Origin of the sequence: Kaistella polysaccharea (assembly GCF_020410745.1) — a bacterium.
Lineage (GTDB): Bacteria > Bacteroidota > Bacteroidia > Flavobacteriales > Weeksellaceae > Kaistella > Kaistella polysaccharea.
This window is the reverse complement of record NZ_CP084528.1, coordinates 618,683-634,134: the sequence shown is the minus strand read 5'-3', so window position 1 is coordinate 634,134 and position 15,452 is coordinate 618,683. Positions and strand designations below refer to the sequence as shown.

The 15,452-nt window shown below is 37.3% G+C and carries 11 protein-coding genes; 8 read left to right on the top strand and 3 right to left on the bottom strand.

Translation table 11 applies throughout. The features are described from left to right. Positions 1-42 precede the first annotated feature (42 nt). The 5 genes from radC to LC814_RS02745 all read left to right on the top strand — a co-directional run bounded on the left by radC (position 43) and on the right by LC814_RS02745 (position 5,627). Complete coding sequence (gene radC, locus LC814_RS02765) at positions 43-720, top strand: RadC family protein (protein ID WP_226064831.1); 678 nt, start codon at positions 43-45, stop codon at positions 718-720. After that, complete coding sequence (locus LC814_RS02760; RefSeq protein WP_226064830.1) at positions 717-1,595, top strand: hypothetical protein; 879 nt, start codon at positions 717-719, stop codon at positions 1,593-1,595. Before radC ends, LC814_RS02760 begins: the two co-directional genes overlap by 4 nt. Before the next feature lie 30 nt (positions 1,596-1,625). Then, complete coding sequence (locus LC814_RS02755) at positions 1,626-2,135, top strand: DUF7935 family protein (RefSeq protein ID WP_226064829.1); 510 nt, start codon at positions 1,626-1,628, stop codon at positions 2,133-2,135. A 9-nt stretch (positions 2,136-2,144) separates the two neighbouring features. Beyond that, positions 2,145-2,756: an inorganic pyrophosphatase gene (locus tag LC814_RS02750; protein WP_226064828.1), complete on the top strand. Its 612-nt coding sequence runs from the start codon at positions 2,145-2,147 to the stop codon at positions 2,754-2,756. Between the two features lie 138 nt (positions 2,757-2,894). Continuing rightward, on the top strand, positions 2,895-5,627 hold the full coding sequence (locus LC814_RS02745) for a sodium-translocating pyrophosphatase (RefSeq protein ID WP_226064827.1): 2,733 nt from the start codon (positions 2,895-2,897) through the stop codon (positions 5,625-5,627). Positions 5,628-5,698: 71 nt separating this feature from the next. On the opposite strand, the gene LC814_RS02740 is transcribed toward LC814_RS02745, so the two are convergent. Then, the gene (locus tag LC814_RS02740) at positions 5,699-6,601 is read right to left on the bottom strand and encodes a CorA family divalent cation transporter (RefSeq protein ID WP_226064826.1); all 903 of its coding nucleotides are present in this window, start codon (positions 6,599-6,601) and stop codon (positions 5,699-5,701) included. A gap of 86 nt (positions 6,602-6,687) precedes the next feature. Here LC814_RS02740 and LC814_RS02735 point away from each other — a divergent pair, with 86 nt between their 5' ends. Both LC814_RS02735 and ppdK read left to right on the top strand, forming a co-directional pair. After that, complete coding sequence (locus LC814_RS02735; RefSeq protein WP_226064825.1) at positions 6,688-7,710, top strand: 3-oxoacyl-ACP synthase III family protein; 1,023 nt, start codon at positions 6,688-6,690, stop codon at positions 7,708-7,710. A gap of 154 nt (positions 7,711-7,864) precedes the next feature. Then, entirely contained in the window at positions 7,865-10,618 is a 2,754-nt protein-coding gene (gene ppdK / locus LC814_RS02730) for a pyruvate, phosphate dikinase (protein ID WP_226064824.1), read from the top strand. Between the two features lie 90 nt (positions 10,619-10,708). On the opposite strand, the gene LC814_RS02725 is transcribed toward ppdK, so the two are convergent. Together LC814_RS02725 and LC814_RS02720 are read right to left on the bottom strand one after the other, a co-directional pair. Beyond that, positions 10,709-11,551, bottom strand: coding sequence for an isoaspartyl peptidase/L-asparaginase (locus tag LC814_RS02725; protein ID WP_226064823.1), 843 nt, complete (start codon positions 11,549-11,551; stop codon positions 10,709-10,711). A 39-nt stretch (positions 11,552-11,590) separates the two neighbouring features. Next, entirely contained in the window at positions 11,591-12,478 is an 888-nt protein-coding gene (locus LC814_RS02720) for a cyanophycinase (protein WP_226064822.1), read from the bottom strand. 197 nt (positions 12,479-12,675) lie between these two features. Between LC814_RS02720 and cphA the strand changes: the two genes are divergently transcribed. Next, complete coding sequence (cphA, locus tag LC814_RS02715) at positions 12,676-15,312, top strand: cyanophycin synthetase (RefSeq protein WP_226064821.1); 2,637 nt, start codon at positions 12,676-12,678, stop codon at positions 15,310-15,312. Positions 15,313-15,452 lie beyond the last annotated feature (140 nt).

The window sequence follows — 15,452 nt, the reverse complement described above, 5'->3', positions numbered from 1 at the left end:
TTATTTCTTAATTTTAAAAGTTCAACTTTAAATGAACCTTAAATGTCAATCAAATTACTGGCTGAAGACGACCGACCGCGGGAGAAGTTTTTATTGAAAGGTAAAAATTCACTGTCTGATGCAGAATTATTGGCAATTATTATGGGAAGTGGAAACCGAGAGGAATCTGCCGTTGAACTTGGTCGAAAAATATTGAACTCCGTCGGAAATAACTGGCATAATTTGTCGATTTTGCAAATTTCTGATCTTATAAAATTTAAAGGAGTTGGCGAAGCAAAGGCAATCTCAATTGCCACTGCACTTGAAATAGGCCGGCGCCGGGCAGCTCAGGAAGTTCCAGAAAAAATCCAGATTACAAACAGTCAGGATACTTACAAAATATTAGCACCTTTTTTGGCCGATTTACAAACTGAAGAATTCTGGGCTATTTTTCTAAATCAAAACAACAGAATTATCGGAAAAAGTAGATTGTCATCAGGTGGAATTAATCAATCGGTGGTTGATATCCGGATTCTTTTTAAAAATGCTTTAGAACATTTTGCGACTGGATTAGTGGTTGCTCACAATCATCCATCAGGTAATTTAAAGCCGAGTCAAGAAGATTTGAAAATTACAAAACAAATTACAGAAGCCGGAAAAATTTTAAATATTCAGTTGCTCGATCATTTGATTATTGCGCAAAACTCTTATTTAAGTTTTGCTGATGAAAATTTATTATGATTAAAAGACTGAAGTACGCCGAGATTGATTTCAAAAAATATCAAAATTGTTTGGAAAATTCAGCTCAAAAGAATTTTTATGCAAGCCGTTTTATTCTAGATCATCTGTGTGAAACTTGGGATTTATTAATTTTTGACGATTATGAATTTGTGATGCCCGTACCGATCCGGAAAAAGTACGGGCTAAATTTTGTAATAATGCCATTGTTTTGCCAGCAGCTGGGAGTTTCTGGTCCACGTGATGATCGCGAAGTTGAAGAACTGTTTCTCCTTTTTTTACGTCGGAATTATAAAATCGTCTATTATAGTTTTCATTTCTCTAACAATTTCATAAGCGATCTGCCGAAGAAGAAAAATTATTTTATAGGTAAAACTGAATTTTCTTCGCTCCGGAAACAATATTTTAAAGGCAGAAAATCAACGGTAAAAACAGCGCAATATTTACAGAGCAAGGAATTAACATTAGGTGAAAATCTACACTTTATCACTCAAAATTTTAAAGGATTAGAGAAGAAAAGTGATTTAGATAAATTCATTAAGTATGTAAGTTTTCTGCAGAGTAAAAATATGCTGAAACTTTTCGGGGCTTTTAAAGATGAGCAACTTATAAGTTTAGCAATTATGATTTCTACTGACGACCGACTTTTTCTCTTAGGTTTGGTCAATGATGAAAATTTCCGTTCAGATAACGGAGCTTCATTTCTTATCGATCGAATTTTACGGGAAAACATCTCTTTAAAATCATTCGATTTTATGGGAAGCAGCATTCGTGGTATCGAAGTTTTCTTTAAGAGTTTTGGTTCTGAACTGCAAGAGTATTGTATTATCGAAAATTCGGGGAAAGATTTAATCAAAAACATCATTAAAAAGTACTAAAATTCGTAATTTTGTGCTTTCATAAAAAACATGATCGATTCGCCCTATTTTCCCTACGCATTTGCGTTGCTTATTGCAATACCTTTTTTGGTTTATACGCGGCAGTTTGTGTACACTTACATTAAATTAAAAAAACAGCAAATCAATTTATTAACTGTTAAAGGCCAGTCGGAACAGCGCATTCATGCTTACGAACGGATCACGCTTTTTCTGGAACGTCTGAAGCCGTCCAACCTGGTTTCAAAATTTGATCAAAATTTAGCTGCACACGAATATCTTTTTTTGGTGGAAAAAACCATTAATGAAGAGTTCGATTATAATGCATCTCAACAGCTTTATCTGACAAAAAATTCTTGGAATAAAGTTGTAAATTGTAAGAATAATATTCTTCATCTGCTTCATAAAACATATGAAAATCTTAGTAATGAAAGTACATTGCAAGATTTTAAAACTGTATTTCTAATGAATTATATGAATGAGCAAGATTATATATCGGCCTCAATTGAAGATTTAAGAAAAGAAAACCTAATCGTAAATTAAAATAAATAAATGATACCTAATTTTAAAGCACATCCGTGGCACGGGATTCCTGTGGGCGAAGAAGCTCCAAATGTTGTAAATGTATTTGTGGAAATTGTTCCAAGTGATACCATTAAATATGAAGTTGATAAACAAAGTGGCTATCTAAAAGTTGATAGACCGCAACAATTCTCTAATATTATTCCTGCTTTATACGGGTTTGTTCCAAGAACTTATTGTCATGATGAAGTCCTTCAGTTGGCGATCGATAGTGGAGCAACTGATGTTAATACAGGTGATTTAGATCCACTTGATATCTGCGTCTTGAGTTCTCACAATATTCATGCAGGAGGATTATTGATGGAAGCAATTCCGATCGGTGGCTTCAAGATGATTGACAAGGGCGAAGCTGATGATAAAATAGTTGCAGTAATGAAAGGTGATCACGCTTTTGGCCACTTCCGCGATATTACAGAATTGCCTCAGGCAGAGGTTAAAAGATTGATGCACTACTTCTTAACATACAAAAATCTACCAGATGAACCTGCAAAATGTAGAATTCAGGAAGTATACGGAGCAGAGCACGCTAAGAAAGTAATTATAGCTTCACAAAAGGATTATGCCAATAAATTTGGTGGCTAAGAAATTCTCTTTTTTAATTCACATAGACAAATGTTTTCATTTGTCTATTTTTTTTGATGTAGAGCACGTCAGTAAAAAAAAAATGTGTATTTTCGGGTTGAATTTAAATTAACAAAAATTAACATTAAACAATAATATATGAATTTATTTATTTTGGTACCACTTTTCGGTATTGTGGCTTTAATCTACACCTTTATTCAAAGTTCGTGGGTGCAGAAGCAAAATGCAGGAAATGACCGCATGAAGGAAATCAGTGGTCATATCGCTGATGGCGCTATGGCTTTCCTGAAAGCGGAGTACAAAATCATGCTTTACTTCGTGGTGATTGTAGCAGTTTTACTTGCTTTAATGGGAGCTTCGAATCAAAATTCACACTGGTCCATTGGTTTATCATTTGTCTTCGGTGCTATTCTTTCTGCTTTGGCAGGATTTATCGGAATGCGTATCGCTACAAAAGCCAATGTAAGAACAGCAGAAGCAGCAAAAACTTCACTCGCGAAAGCATTGAAAGTTTCTTTTACCGGAGGTTCTGTCATGGGAATGGGTGTTGCTGGTTTGGCCGTTTTAGGATTGGGTGGACTCTATATAATTCTTAAACAAATTTTTGCACCAGGCGCTGGAGTAGATTCTGTTGAAATGGAGAGAACCATCGAAATTCTAACTGGATTTTCCTTAGGCGCAGAATCGATTGCCCTTTTTGCCCGAGTTGGAGGCGGAATTTATACCAAAGCTGCAGATGTTGGTGCTGACTTAGTTGGGAAAGTAGAAGCTGGAATTCCAGAAGATGATCCACGTAATCCAGCGACTATTGCGGATAACGTAGGGGATAATGTTGGAGATGTTGCCGGGATGGGAGCCGATTTATTTGGTTCATATGTAGCCACAGTTCTGGCAACCATGGTTTTGGGTCGTGAAACTTTTTCAGATGATGCTTTTGGTGGATTTGCACCGATTCTTTTACCGATGTTAATTGCAGGTACAGGAATTATATATTCTATGATTGGCACTTTATTCGTTAAAATTGGAGAAAATACAGAATTAGATACCGCTCCTGTGCAGAATGCTCTAAACTTAGGTAACTGGGGAAGTATAGTTCTAACGGCGATATCATCTTATTTCTTGGTGAATTATTTAATGCCAGAAACCATGTCACTTCGTGATCATGAGTTTACTAAAATGGGTGTTTTTGGTGCAATTATGGTGGGTCTTTTGGTTGGTACTCTAATGAGTATAATCACGGAATATTATACTGCGATGGGAAAAAGACCTGTTAAAAGTATTATCAAACAATCATCTACTGGTCACGCAACGAACATTATTGGTGGTCTGGCAGTGGGTATGGAATCTACATTTCTACCGATCTTAGTTCTTGCTGGTGGTATTTATGGTTCTTATTTATGTGCTGGTTTGTATGGAGTAGCAATCGCTGCTGCCGGAATGATGGCAACTACTGCAATGCAGCTTGCTATCGACGCATTTGGGCCCATTGCCGATAATGCTGGTGGAATTGCTGAAATGAGTGAATTGCCAAAAGAAGTTCGTGAAAAAACAGATATTTTAGATGCGGTCGGAAATACAACCGCAGCTACAGGAAAAGGGTTTGCTATTGCTTCTGCAGCTTTGACAGCTCTAGCTTTATTTGCAGCATTTGTAGGTATTGCAGGAATTGACGGAATTGACATTTACCGCGCTGATGTTTTAGCCGGATTATTTGTAGGAGCGATGATTCCTTTTATATTCTCTTCCCTAGCGATCAAAGCAGTAGGAGAAGCGGCAATGGCCATGGTTGAAGAAGTTCGTCGTCAGTTCCGGGAAATTCCTGGTATTTTAGAAGGAAAAGCAGTACCAGAATATGAAAAATGTGTCGCCATTTCAACCGATGCTTCGATTAGAAAAATGCTTTTACCAGGTGCAATTGCTTTAATATCTCCATTATTGGTCGGATTTATTTTTGGCCCAGAAGTATTAGGTGGATTTTTAGCAGGAGCAACTGTTTCCGGTGTTTTAATGGGAATGTTTCAAAACAATGCCGGTGGAGCTTGGGATAACGCTAAAAAATCATTTGAAAAAGGGGTTGACATTAATGGAAAAATGCATTACAAAGGTTCCGAACCGCACAAAGCTTCCGTTACTGGTGATACAGTGGGCGATCCATTTAAAGATACTTCAGGTCCATCGATGAATATTTTAATTAAATTGATGTCAATTGTTTCTTTGGTAATTGCACCAACATTGGCAATTCTACATAAAGATAAAATTGAAAGCAACAGAGCCGCGAAGTTAGAATCACTTCAGAGAATGTCTGGAGTTTCTGTAAAACCTGCAGTTGTTGAAGGAATGAATGCAGGAGTGCCAGCGGCAGTAGTAAGCGGAAGTTTGAATGATGAAGGTGATTATGTTTATGACACTGGGGATATTCAGGAAATAAAATTATCAAACAAATCGATTGCAGTTGGTGAAAACAGTCAACTCTACGCGTTTTATAATGGATTAAAGTTAGAAGATAAATCATTGTTGGTTCCAGATCGTTGGTACACTATTGAAAATTTATTTTTCCAAAGTGGCAGCAGTAATTTAAAACCAGGTGCTGAAGAGCAGTTGAGCAACTTGGCAGAAATTTTAAATGCTTTTCCGAATTCTAAAATAAAACTCGGCGGTTATACTGATAATACAGGAAATGAAGATACAAATATGAAATTGTCTAATCTTCGCGCACAATCAGCAAAATTAAAATTGTTGGAAATGGGTATCGCAGCAGATCGAATTGAAGCTGAAGGGTATGGCTCTCAGTTCCCGGTTTGTGAAGGTAATGATACTGATGAATGTAAAGCCCAAAACCGACGAATTGATGTTCGAGTTCTGAGTTTCTAAAAAACATAAAATTTTAATAAAAAAATCCCAATTGAGAAGTTGGGATTTTTTTTATGTGGTTTCGCGAAAGTTTACCAACCTTTCTTTCGCACATAAACAAAGGTGATAAGCGAAATGATGCCCATGATACCTAAAGTTATGTAATAGCCATATTTTAGACTGAGCTCCGGCATAAAATGGAAATTCATTCCGTAAATTCCCGCGATAAAAGTAATCGGGAAAAAGTACATGGAGTAAATCGCTAGAACTTTCATCACTTGATTGGCCTTCTGGTCACTCATCGCTAGAAACATTGAGATTAAACTGGCAACCTGAACATTAAGATGATCAAAATCTCCGATGACATCCTTATGTTTGTCTTTAAGATCCGTCACCGGTGAATCATCGAGGTCCAGCATTTTAAATTTCTCAACCCAAACTGTAGATATATTAAGGATTCTGGAGTTAAGACCGGATTTCCTTTTAAGTCGGTAAAGCCGGCGGATATGGTTAGAATGATTGGTGGTTTTTAAAAATATTTCACTTTCAATCTGGTCCATTATTTCCATCAGATTTTTAGATTCATCATCATAAGATTTAAGGACTTTTAATGCCAGGTTCAACGCGATTCGGTCTCTTGTAATATCTTCATTTTGTGGCAGCAGAATTTCCTTTTTAAATTCATAAATGCTTCTGTTGTTCAAACGGTGAATGGTGATGATCACTTTATCCATCAAAAATATACCGAGTTTGGTCGACACATCACTGATTGTATTCAAATTGAATCTTTCCGACTGCGTATTTTCTCGCATGAGGAAAAAATTAATATTTCCATCCTGTTCAAATTTTGGCAGGTGATTCGCATCAATCGTATCTTCTAGCAATAGCGTGTTAATTTGATATCTTTCATGCAGATAAGCGAGGTCATCTTCAGTCGGGCTTTCTACGTCGATCCACTCACAGTTGGTGTTTTTAAAAAGAATTTCAATTGGCATATCGCAAATGTAGGATAAAATTAGATTTCAAATCAAAAACATATGAATCAATCAAATTAATTTATCTTTGTTTAAATCTTAAATTTATGATTAAAAGTTCCATAAAAGGGATCGGTCATTACGTTCCCGAAAATATAGTTACGAATGATGATCTGTCTAAATTAATGACGACAAATGATGAGTGGATTACCGAACGTACCGGAATCAAAGAGCGTCATCACCGTAAAAACAGAAATGATTCAGAAGAAACAACTGCTTATCTTGGTTTTAAAGCTGCAGAATCTGCTCTTAAAATGGCAAATTTAGAGGCAAAAGATCTCGATTTTATAGTTTTCGCTACGTTGTCACCAGATTATTATTTTCCGGGCTGTGGCGTCCTTCTTCAGGAGATGTTAGGGTGCGATACAATTGGTGCGCTGGATGTTAGAAATCAATGTTCTGGTTTTGTATATGCTATGAGTGTTGCAAATGCCTTTATTAAAGCCGGTCAGTATAAAAATATTTTAGTTGTTGGCGCTGAAATTCATTCTTTTGGACTCGATTTTTCTGATGCTGGACGTGGCGTTTCCGTAATCTTTGGTGATGGTGCAGGTGCCATCATTTTATCTGCCTCAGAAGATGAGAAAAGCGGTGATATTTTAAGTACAAATATGCATTCTGAAGGAAAACATGCTGAAGAATTATGTACGAAATTTCCCGGCTCTAAATTTGGGTGGAGCGATCGGATGCGTTTAGAACCTGAAAATGTGACAGATGAAGAAATATACCCGATCATGAACGGAAATTTTGTTTTTAAACATGCGGTGACGCGTTTTCCTGAAACCATGAATGAAGCCTTAGAAAAGGCAGGAAAAACTCCAGAGGACTTAGACATGTTTATTCCACATCAAGCCAATTTAAGAATAGCACAATTCGTACAGCAACGATTCGGTTTACCCGATGAAAAAGTTTATAATAATATTCAGCGTTTTGGCAATACCACAGCGGCTTCTATCCCAATTGCGTTGAGCGAAGCGATTCAAAACGGAAAAATTAACCGCGGAGATCTCGTCTTACTTTCAGCTTTCGGTAGTGGATTCACCTGGGGATCTGTCTTATTTGAGTATTAAAAAATAATCGCATAGTTTTAAATGTGAACCATACCTCTAAAATGACATTAATCAATTCTGATTTTTGTCATTTTTTTATTCAGTTCTGCCAACTTTACCTTTGTAACTTTACATAGAAATCGAGTGAAACACTTTTCATTCTTAAAATTATACTATGGTAACTCAAGCAAAAAAAGACCAAAAACATGTTTATTTCTTTGGTGGCAGAGAAGCAGATGGAAATGAATCCATGAAAAATTTACTAGGCGGTAAAGGAGCTAACTTGGCAGAAATGGCCGGCCATCCTAAACTAAAACTTCCGGTACCACCAGGCTTTACAATAACTACCGAAGTTTGTACCTATTATTATCAGCATGACAGAACATATCCTAAAAAATTAGATAAGCAGATTCATGACGCGGTATCTAAAGTTGAGAAATTGATGGGCAAAAAATTTGGAGATGTTAAAGATCCACTTTTGCTCTCTGTACGTTCCGGAGCCAGAAAATCAATGCCAGGTATGATGGATACTGTTTTAAATATTGGTTTAAATGACGAAACGGTAAAGGGTTTAATTAAAGTCACAGGTGACGAGCGTTTCGCTTATGATGCGTATCGCCGATTGGTGATGATGTATGCAGATGTTGTGATTGAAAAAGCTGGAGGAATGGAACCGGCAAAAGGAGTTGGTATTCGCCGTATTATGGATGAAAAACTTTCACAGCTGAAAAAAGAAAAAGGTGTAGAACTCGATACAGAAATTGAAGCCAAAGATTTAAAAAAGTTGGTAAAAGAGTTTAAAGATCTTACCAAAAAACATCTAAAACAAGATTTTCCAGAAGATCCTTGGGATCAGTTGATGGGTGGTATTGGAGCGGTATTCGCCTCTTGGAACGGTAAACGGGCTATTGAATATAGAAAAATCGAAAGAATTCCTGATGAGTGGGGAACTGCCGTAAACGTTCAGGCAATGGTTTTCGGTAATATGGGCGAAGGTTCTTGTACAGGCGTTGCGTTTACCAGAAATCCTGGAAACGGAGATAATCACTTTTATGGTGAATATTTAGTAAATGCACAGGGTGAAGATGTGGTTGCAGGAATTAGAACTCCAGCACCGATTAACAATTCTTCAAAAAATGACCACAGTAAAAAATTAATCACATTAGAGAAATTAATGCCATCTCAGTTTAAAGAGCTTGATGAAATTCAAAAACGATTAGAAGGTCATTATAAAGACATGCAGGATATAGAATTTACCATTGAGAAAGGTAAATTGTACATGTTACAGTGCCGAGGCGGAAAAAGAAATGGAGTTGCCGCAGTGAAAATGGCAACGGATATGTTTAAAGAAAAACTAATTGATGCCGATACTGCCGTCATGAGAGTTGCTCCAAATCAGTTGGTTGAATTATTATTACCCATGTTCGACCCAATGGAAGAACTAAAACACAAACCTATTGCAAAAGGACTTCCGGCAGGACCTGGTGCAGCAGTCGGTAGATTGGTATTCGAGTCATCAGATGCTGTAGAGTGGGCTTCTAGAGGTGAAAAAGTAATTCTTGTCCGCGAAGAAACTTCTCCTGAAGATGTTGATGGTATGCACAAATCGCAGGCAATTATCACATCGAAAGGTGGAATGACTTCTCATGCGGCTTTGGTCGCAAGAGGTTGGGGAAAATGCTGTATCGTTGGTTGTAGTGAACTCGACATTCGGGAGCATGAAAAAATGCTCATTACAAAAGAGGGTAAAAAATTCTACGAAGGTGATTGGGTAAGTTTAAACGGAACAAAAGGCGTAATGTATGAAGGTGTTCTGGAGTTAATAGCCACCGACCTTAATGAAAATAAATCTTATCAAACCCTGATGAAATTGGTGAGTAAAGCCAAAGTATTAGGAGTGAGAACAAATGCAGATAATCCGAAAGATGCCATGCAGGCTGCCTATTTTGGTGCAGAAGGAATTGGTTTATTTAGAACAGAACATATGTTCTACGGCGAGGGAAGCGAAAAACCACTTTTCCTGTTGAGAAAAATGATCATGAGCGATTCTTTGAAAGAAAGAAAATCTGCTCTTGATGAATTGTTTAAATATGTTAAAAAAGATATTAAAGCAACTTTAGAGGTGATGGATGGCAATCCTGTAACGGTGAGATTGTTAGATCCACCTTTACATGAATTTGTGCCACATGACAAAGAAAAATTAACGGCTTTAGGAAAAGAGCTTGGAGTAAGCATGAGCATCCTCAACAGACGTATTCTTGCACTTCATGAAAACAATCCAATGTTGGGTCACCGTGGTGTTCGCTTAGGAGTAACTTATCCAGAAATTACAGAAATGCAGGTGAGAGCTATTTTAGAAGCTGCCGGCGAACTGATTAAAGATGGTAAACATGCCATGCCGGAAATAATGGTCCCTGTAACCATGGGTAAACACGAATTACGTCATCAAAAAGCGATAGTTGATCGCGTGTATGAGGAAACTTTGAAAAAATTGAAACTTAAAAAAATCGATTATCTCTACGGAACGATGATTGAAATTCCAAGAGCTGCGCTAAAAGCAGATTCTATGGCAGAAGAAGCAGATTTCTTTAGTTTTGGTACGAATGACCTGACCCAAATGTCTTTCGGTTTTTCTCGAGACGATATCGGAGGTTTCTTGCCACAATATCTTGACCTGAAATTATTACCAGATGATCCATTTGTAACCATTGACCAGAGTGGAGTTGGGGAGTTAATCAAAATTGGTGTGGAAAGAGGCCGTAAAACAAAACCAAATTTAAAAGTAGGTATTTGCGGTGAACACGGTGGAGATGCAGAATCAGTGAAATATTGCCACCGATTAGGAATGAATTACGTAAGCTGTTCTCCTTATCGCGTTCCGATCGCAAGATTGGCAGCGGCGCAAGCAGCGATAGAAGATAAAGTTTAACCGAGTAAATAACTATTAAATAATTGAAAAATGCGTCAACCGACGCATTTTTTTATTTTTTAAAAAGAGAATAATTTATGAATCTTCATCTTATTCAAATACTCCGAAGTTCTTTCCGTCAAAACTAGCAAAAACCATTGTCGGATGGGAATTCTGATGAAATATATTTCCTTGGTGATCGATTGAAATTGCACCTGCAAAACCATCGATTTCTTTTAATTCTGAGAAGGTTTTACGAAAAGCTTCCTCGATCTTCATTCCATCAGTGACACGAATTACAATTTTAGCTGCAGTTGCATTGCTTACAATATCTTCGCCAACGCCTGTGCAACTTACTCCACAGAATTGATTGGCAAAATTACCTGCTACCGTCGCAGAGTCAGAAATCCGCCCTTCCAGTTCAAAACCTTTCCCACCTGTTGATGTTGCGGCGGCAAGATGACCATTTTGATCCAGCGCCACGCAGCCTACTGTGCCTTTTCCACCAGATTTTGCTTTTTCTTCAAATTCTTTTCGTCTTTGAACTGTTTCGGTAGAATAATCAGAAAACCCGTTCTTTTTTGCATAAATTTTTGCCCCGTTGTCGCCCAAAACGCGATCATCTTCCTTCATCAAAACCTCTGCAACTTCGATAGGATTTTTAACATTTTGAATGTTAATTACGCCAGAAAACTTTTGCGTTTCTCCATTCATAAGAGAAGCGCTCATTCTAATTTTTCCGTCACTTTGAATTTGGGAGCCGGTTCCAGCGTTATACAATTCATTATCTTCTAAAAGTTTCACTGCAAAAACTACGGTTTCGGCAGCGCTGTGTTTTTCTAAATATTCAAAAGATCTTTTAGCAATAGCTTTTAGAGAATTTTGTTTTGCGACTTTTACTTTGTGACTTTGCTCACTCTCGGAAAAAAATCCGCCGTGGATAATTATTTTCATTGTTAAAATCTAATTAAATTAAGAGAAATAGAAAACGTACTAATGTACTTGTGGAATTGGATTATATTGTGAATTAACGATAGTAAGATCTTTAGTTTTAAGATCGTAATAATCATTTTGAGATAAAACATGAACGATTAAATTATCAATAGAAATCGGTTTACCCAGTTCTATATTCGTCAGGTTCGTGTCTTTTATAAAACGACCATCAACCAGAATAACAAGTCCGGAGCCAATAGCGGTCATAATATCTTTGTAAATAAATAAACCGGTATCTTCACCAAGACCAATTCCTAAGGTTCGCGGATTATTTACCACCGCTTGAAACAATCTTCCTATTCTGCCACGCTGTACAAAATGGGTATCTACAATTACATTTTCAATAAAGCCTAAACCTTGCGTCGTTTTAATTTCACCTTTTAGCAATGCTTCTCCGCTGGAGCCCTGATAAATCATATTTTCAGAGGAAGCCGCTGCACCTGCAGAAGTGCCCGCATAAATAAAATCTTCTTTCAAATATTTCATTAAAATAATATCGTGAAATCTGCTGCCGCCTAAAATGGAAGTCAAACGAAGTTGATCGCCGCCCGTAAACATTACAATATCTGCTGCTGTAGCACGTTCTGTAATCACATCACTGTTTGCCTGCTCGCGATTTTGGATATCTAAAATATTAACATTCTTCGCACCCAGAAATTCAAATGCTTTTTTGTATTCTGGTCCTACAATTTGTGGAATTTGTGAAGCGGTGGTAATAATTTCAATTACGGAATCTTCTTGTAATCTAGATTCGTTGATTATTTTTCGGAGAATTCCGCGTTCAAAAAAATTAAGATTCTTTTCAATGTTTTGGTCGTAATCGGTTTCAGAAAAACTTCCTTTATTTACTGCGCCACCGATAATCATCAATTTTCCAACTGCTTCCATATTTGCAAATTTAGAAAAAAAATACCGTTCAGCTCCTTAATTTTGACTAATGGTTTATCATTAATCCCTGAATTTAGAAAGAATAATTTGCTCACTAAATTTCTAATTGAATTATTTTTTCTCCATTTATTAAGCTTTTCTATTATCTTTGATATTAGGAAAATTAGAAAAGCACTAAAAAAAGACAGTCATTCCTTATGAAAATTGAAAAAATACAAGTTTTACGTGGTCCCAACATCTGGAGTATAAGACGCCCAAATCTAATTCAGATGCGTTTGGATTTAGAAGAAGTAGAGCATTTGCCTACCAATAAGATTGATGGATTCGGAGAGCGCTTGGAGCGACTAATTCCTTCCTTAATTACCCATCGGTGTTCGGAAGGTGTAGAAGGCGGATTTTTTCAAAGGGTTGAAATGGGAACATGGATGGGTCACGTTATTGAACATGTCGCATTGGAAATTCAGACTATCGCAGGGATGGATACGGGTTTTGGAAGAACTCGTGAAACCAAATCACCAGGCATTTATAATGTAGTATTCAGTTATCTCGAAGAAAATTCAGGTGTTTATGCTGCAGAACAATCTGTAGAAATTGCAAGGTGTCTTATAGAAGATCAGGAGTATAATATTGTTGAATGTATTCAGAATTTAAGGGAAATTAGAGAGCTTCACCGTTTAGGGCCTTCTACAGGAAGTATTGTGGAAGAAGCTGCTGCACGAAAAATACCGTGGATCAGATTAGGTCGAAACTCTTTGGTTCAGTTAGGTTACGGCGTTAATCAACAGCGTTTCCAGGCTACAATTACAGGAAAAACAAGCTCTATTGCTGTCGATATCGCCTGTAATAAAGAATTGACAAAACGAATGCTCGACGAAGCAGCAATTCCCGTTCCTTCCGGAGATCTTGTTTCTGATGAAGAAGGTTTAAGAGATGTTATCGCAAAAATTGGTTATCCGATTGTGTTGAAACCTTTAGACGGAAATCACGGGAAAGGATCCTCTATTAATGTGATGGATTTTGAAACTGCAATGGTTGGTTTGGAACATGCGCAAAATTACGGGCCAAATGTAATTGTAGAAAGGTATATCACCGGCTATGACTTTAGAATTTTGGTCATTAATCATAAAATGGTTGCGGCTGCCAGAAGAGTTCCCGCCCACGTAATCGGGGATGGAGAGCTGAACATTCAACAGCTTATAGAAAAGGAAAACCTTGATCCGCGAAGAGGTTATGGTCATGAGAAAGTTCTCACCGAAATTTCCGTTGATAAAGATACCAATGAGCTTTTAGAAAAACTTCATTATACTTTAGAAAGCGTACCTAAAAACGGAGAAATCGTCTACTTAAAATCGACCGCTAATCTTTCAACGGGTGGAACATCTATCGATGTAACCGACATGGTTCACCCCGAAAATATAACAATGGCCGAACGTGTTTCCCGAATTATTGGGTTAGATGTTTGCGGAATTGATATTATGGCAGAAAACCTGACACAACCCTTAAAGGAAAGTGGAGGAGCTATTTTAGAAGTCAACGCCGCACCCGGATTTAGAATGCATTTGGCACCAAGTGAAGGTTTGCCCCGAAATGTTGCCGCACCAGTTGTTGATATGCTTTATCCGCCGGGAAAACCTGCAAAAATTCCTATTATTGCAGTAACCGGAACTAATGGTAAAACGACTACAACAAGATTGATCGCACATATTGTAAAAAATAACGGCTATCGCGTCGGATTTACAACTTCCGATGGTATCTATATTCAAAATGTAATGCTTACCAAAGGCGACACTACGGGTCCCATTTCGGCGGAATTTGTGCTTAAAGATCCTACTGTTGAATTTGCAGTTTTAGAAACCGCTCGTGGAGGAATTTTACGCTCAGGTTTAGGATTTAATTCCTGCGACATTGGCGTTTTGACTAATATTAAAGAAGATCATTTGGGAATGAACGACATTCATAACTTGCGTGATTTAACAAAGGTTAAGCAGGTTGTAATGGATTCGGTCCGCAAAGATGGCTGGAGCGTTCTCAATGCAGACGATGAATATTCAATGAGGTTGATGCCTGAACTGGAATCAAAAATTGCGCTTTTCAGTTTGCACGAGGATAACCCTCATATGAAGAAATTTGCAAAAGAAGGTAAGATCACTTGCGTTTACGAAGAAGGTTTTGTAACCATTAAAAAAGGCGACTGGAAAATCCGTATCATCAAAGCCAATAATGTTCCTATTACAATGGAAGGTAAGGCTAAATTTATGATTTCAAATGTGCTTGCTGCCAGCTTATCAACCTATCTCTACGGTTTTGAAATTGATGATATTGCGAATTCTCTGCGCACCTTAATTCCAAGTCCTGCGCTTACTCCTGGACGATTAAATATTTTTAAATTTAAAAAATTCCAGGTTCTTATTGACTTTGCACATAATCCGGCGGGCTATGAGGCCATTGAAGATTATTTAAAGAATGTAGAAGCGACCAAGAAAATCGGTATTATTTCCGGTGTAGGTGATCGTCGTGATGAAGATATTCGAGAATGTGGAAAAATTGCCGGACGAATGTTCGATTATATCATCATTCGCAATGAGAAACATCTTCGTGGCCGAACCGAAGAAGAAATTAATGACTTGATTATTACGGGAATTCAGCAGGCAGGACGAAGTGTAAGCTATGAAAGTATCCCAAAAGAGATCGAAGCTCTTAAACACGCGATGAGTATGGCGGAAGAAGGAACTTTTATTACTGCGCTAAGTGATGTCGTGACGAACGCAATTGATCTCGTTCAGGAATATCAAAATAGGGAAATACTTGAAGAAGGAAAATTACCTATCCACTAAATTGTAGAAACTCCCCAATATTTATTCGGGAGTTTTCTATATTATATTTTTAATATTTTGTGGTCATTTTTAATGTAATTCAATCTTAATAAAGTGCGCTCTATTTTTTATTTCTCATTTATTTGTCTATTTTTGACCCC

What these genes read in the sequence shown, in the direction of transcription:
- LC814_RS02760 (WP_226064830.1), top strand. Translation starts at nt 717, where the DNA reads ATGATTAAAAGACTGAAGTACGCCGAGATTGATTTCAAAAAATATCAA.
- radC (WP_226064831.1), top strand. Translation starts at nt 43, where the DNA reads ATGTCAATCAAATTACTGGCTGAAGACGACCGACCGCGGGAGAAGTTT.
- LC814_RS02725 (WP_226064823.1), bottom strand. Translation starts at nt 11,551, where the DNA reads ATGAAAATAATTATCCACGGCGGATTTTTTTCCGAGAGTGAGCAAAGT.
- LC814_RS02745 (WP_226064827.1), top strand. Translation starts at nt 2,895, where the DNA reads ATGAATTTATTTATTTTGGTACCACTTTTCGGTATTGTGGCTTTAATC.
- LC814_RS02755 (WP_226064829.1), top strand. Translation starts at nt 1,626, where the DNA reads ATGATCGATTCGCCCTATTTTCCCTACGCATTTGCGTTGCTTATTGCA.
- LC814_RS02750 (WP_226064828.1), top strand. Translation starts at nt 2,145, where the DNA reads ATGATACCTAATTTTAAAGCACATCCGTGGCACGGGATTCCTGTGGGC.
- LC814_RS02720 (WP_226064822.1), bottom strand. Translation starts at nt 12,478, where the DNA reads ATGGAAGCAGTTGGAAAATTGATGATTATCGGTGGCGCAGTAAATAAA.
- ppdK (WP_226064824.1), top strand. Translation starts at nt 7,865, where the DNA reads ATGGTAACTCAAGCAAAAAAAGACCAAAAACATGTTTATTTCTTTGGT.
- LC814_RS02735 (WP_226064825.1), top strand. Translation starts at nt 6,688, where the DNA reads ATGATTAAAAGTTCCATAAAAGGGATCGGTCATTACGTTCCCGAAAAT.
- LC814_RS02740 (WP_226064826.1), bottom strand. Translation starts at nt 6,601, where the DNA reads ATGCCAATTGAAATTCTTTTTAAAAACACCAACTGTGAGTGGATCGAC.
- cphA (WP_226064821.1), top strand. Translation starts at nt 12,676, where the DNA reads ATGAAAATTGAAAAAATACAAGTTTTACGTGGTCCCAACATCTGGAGT.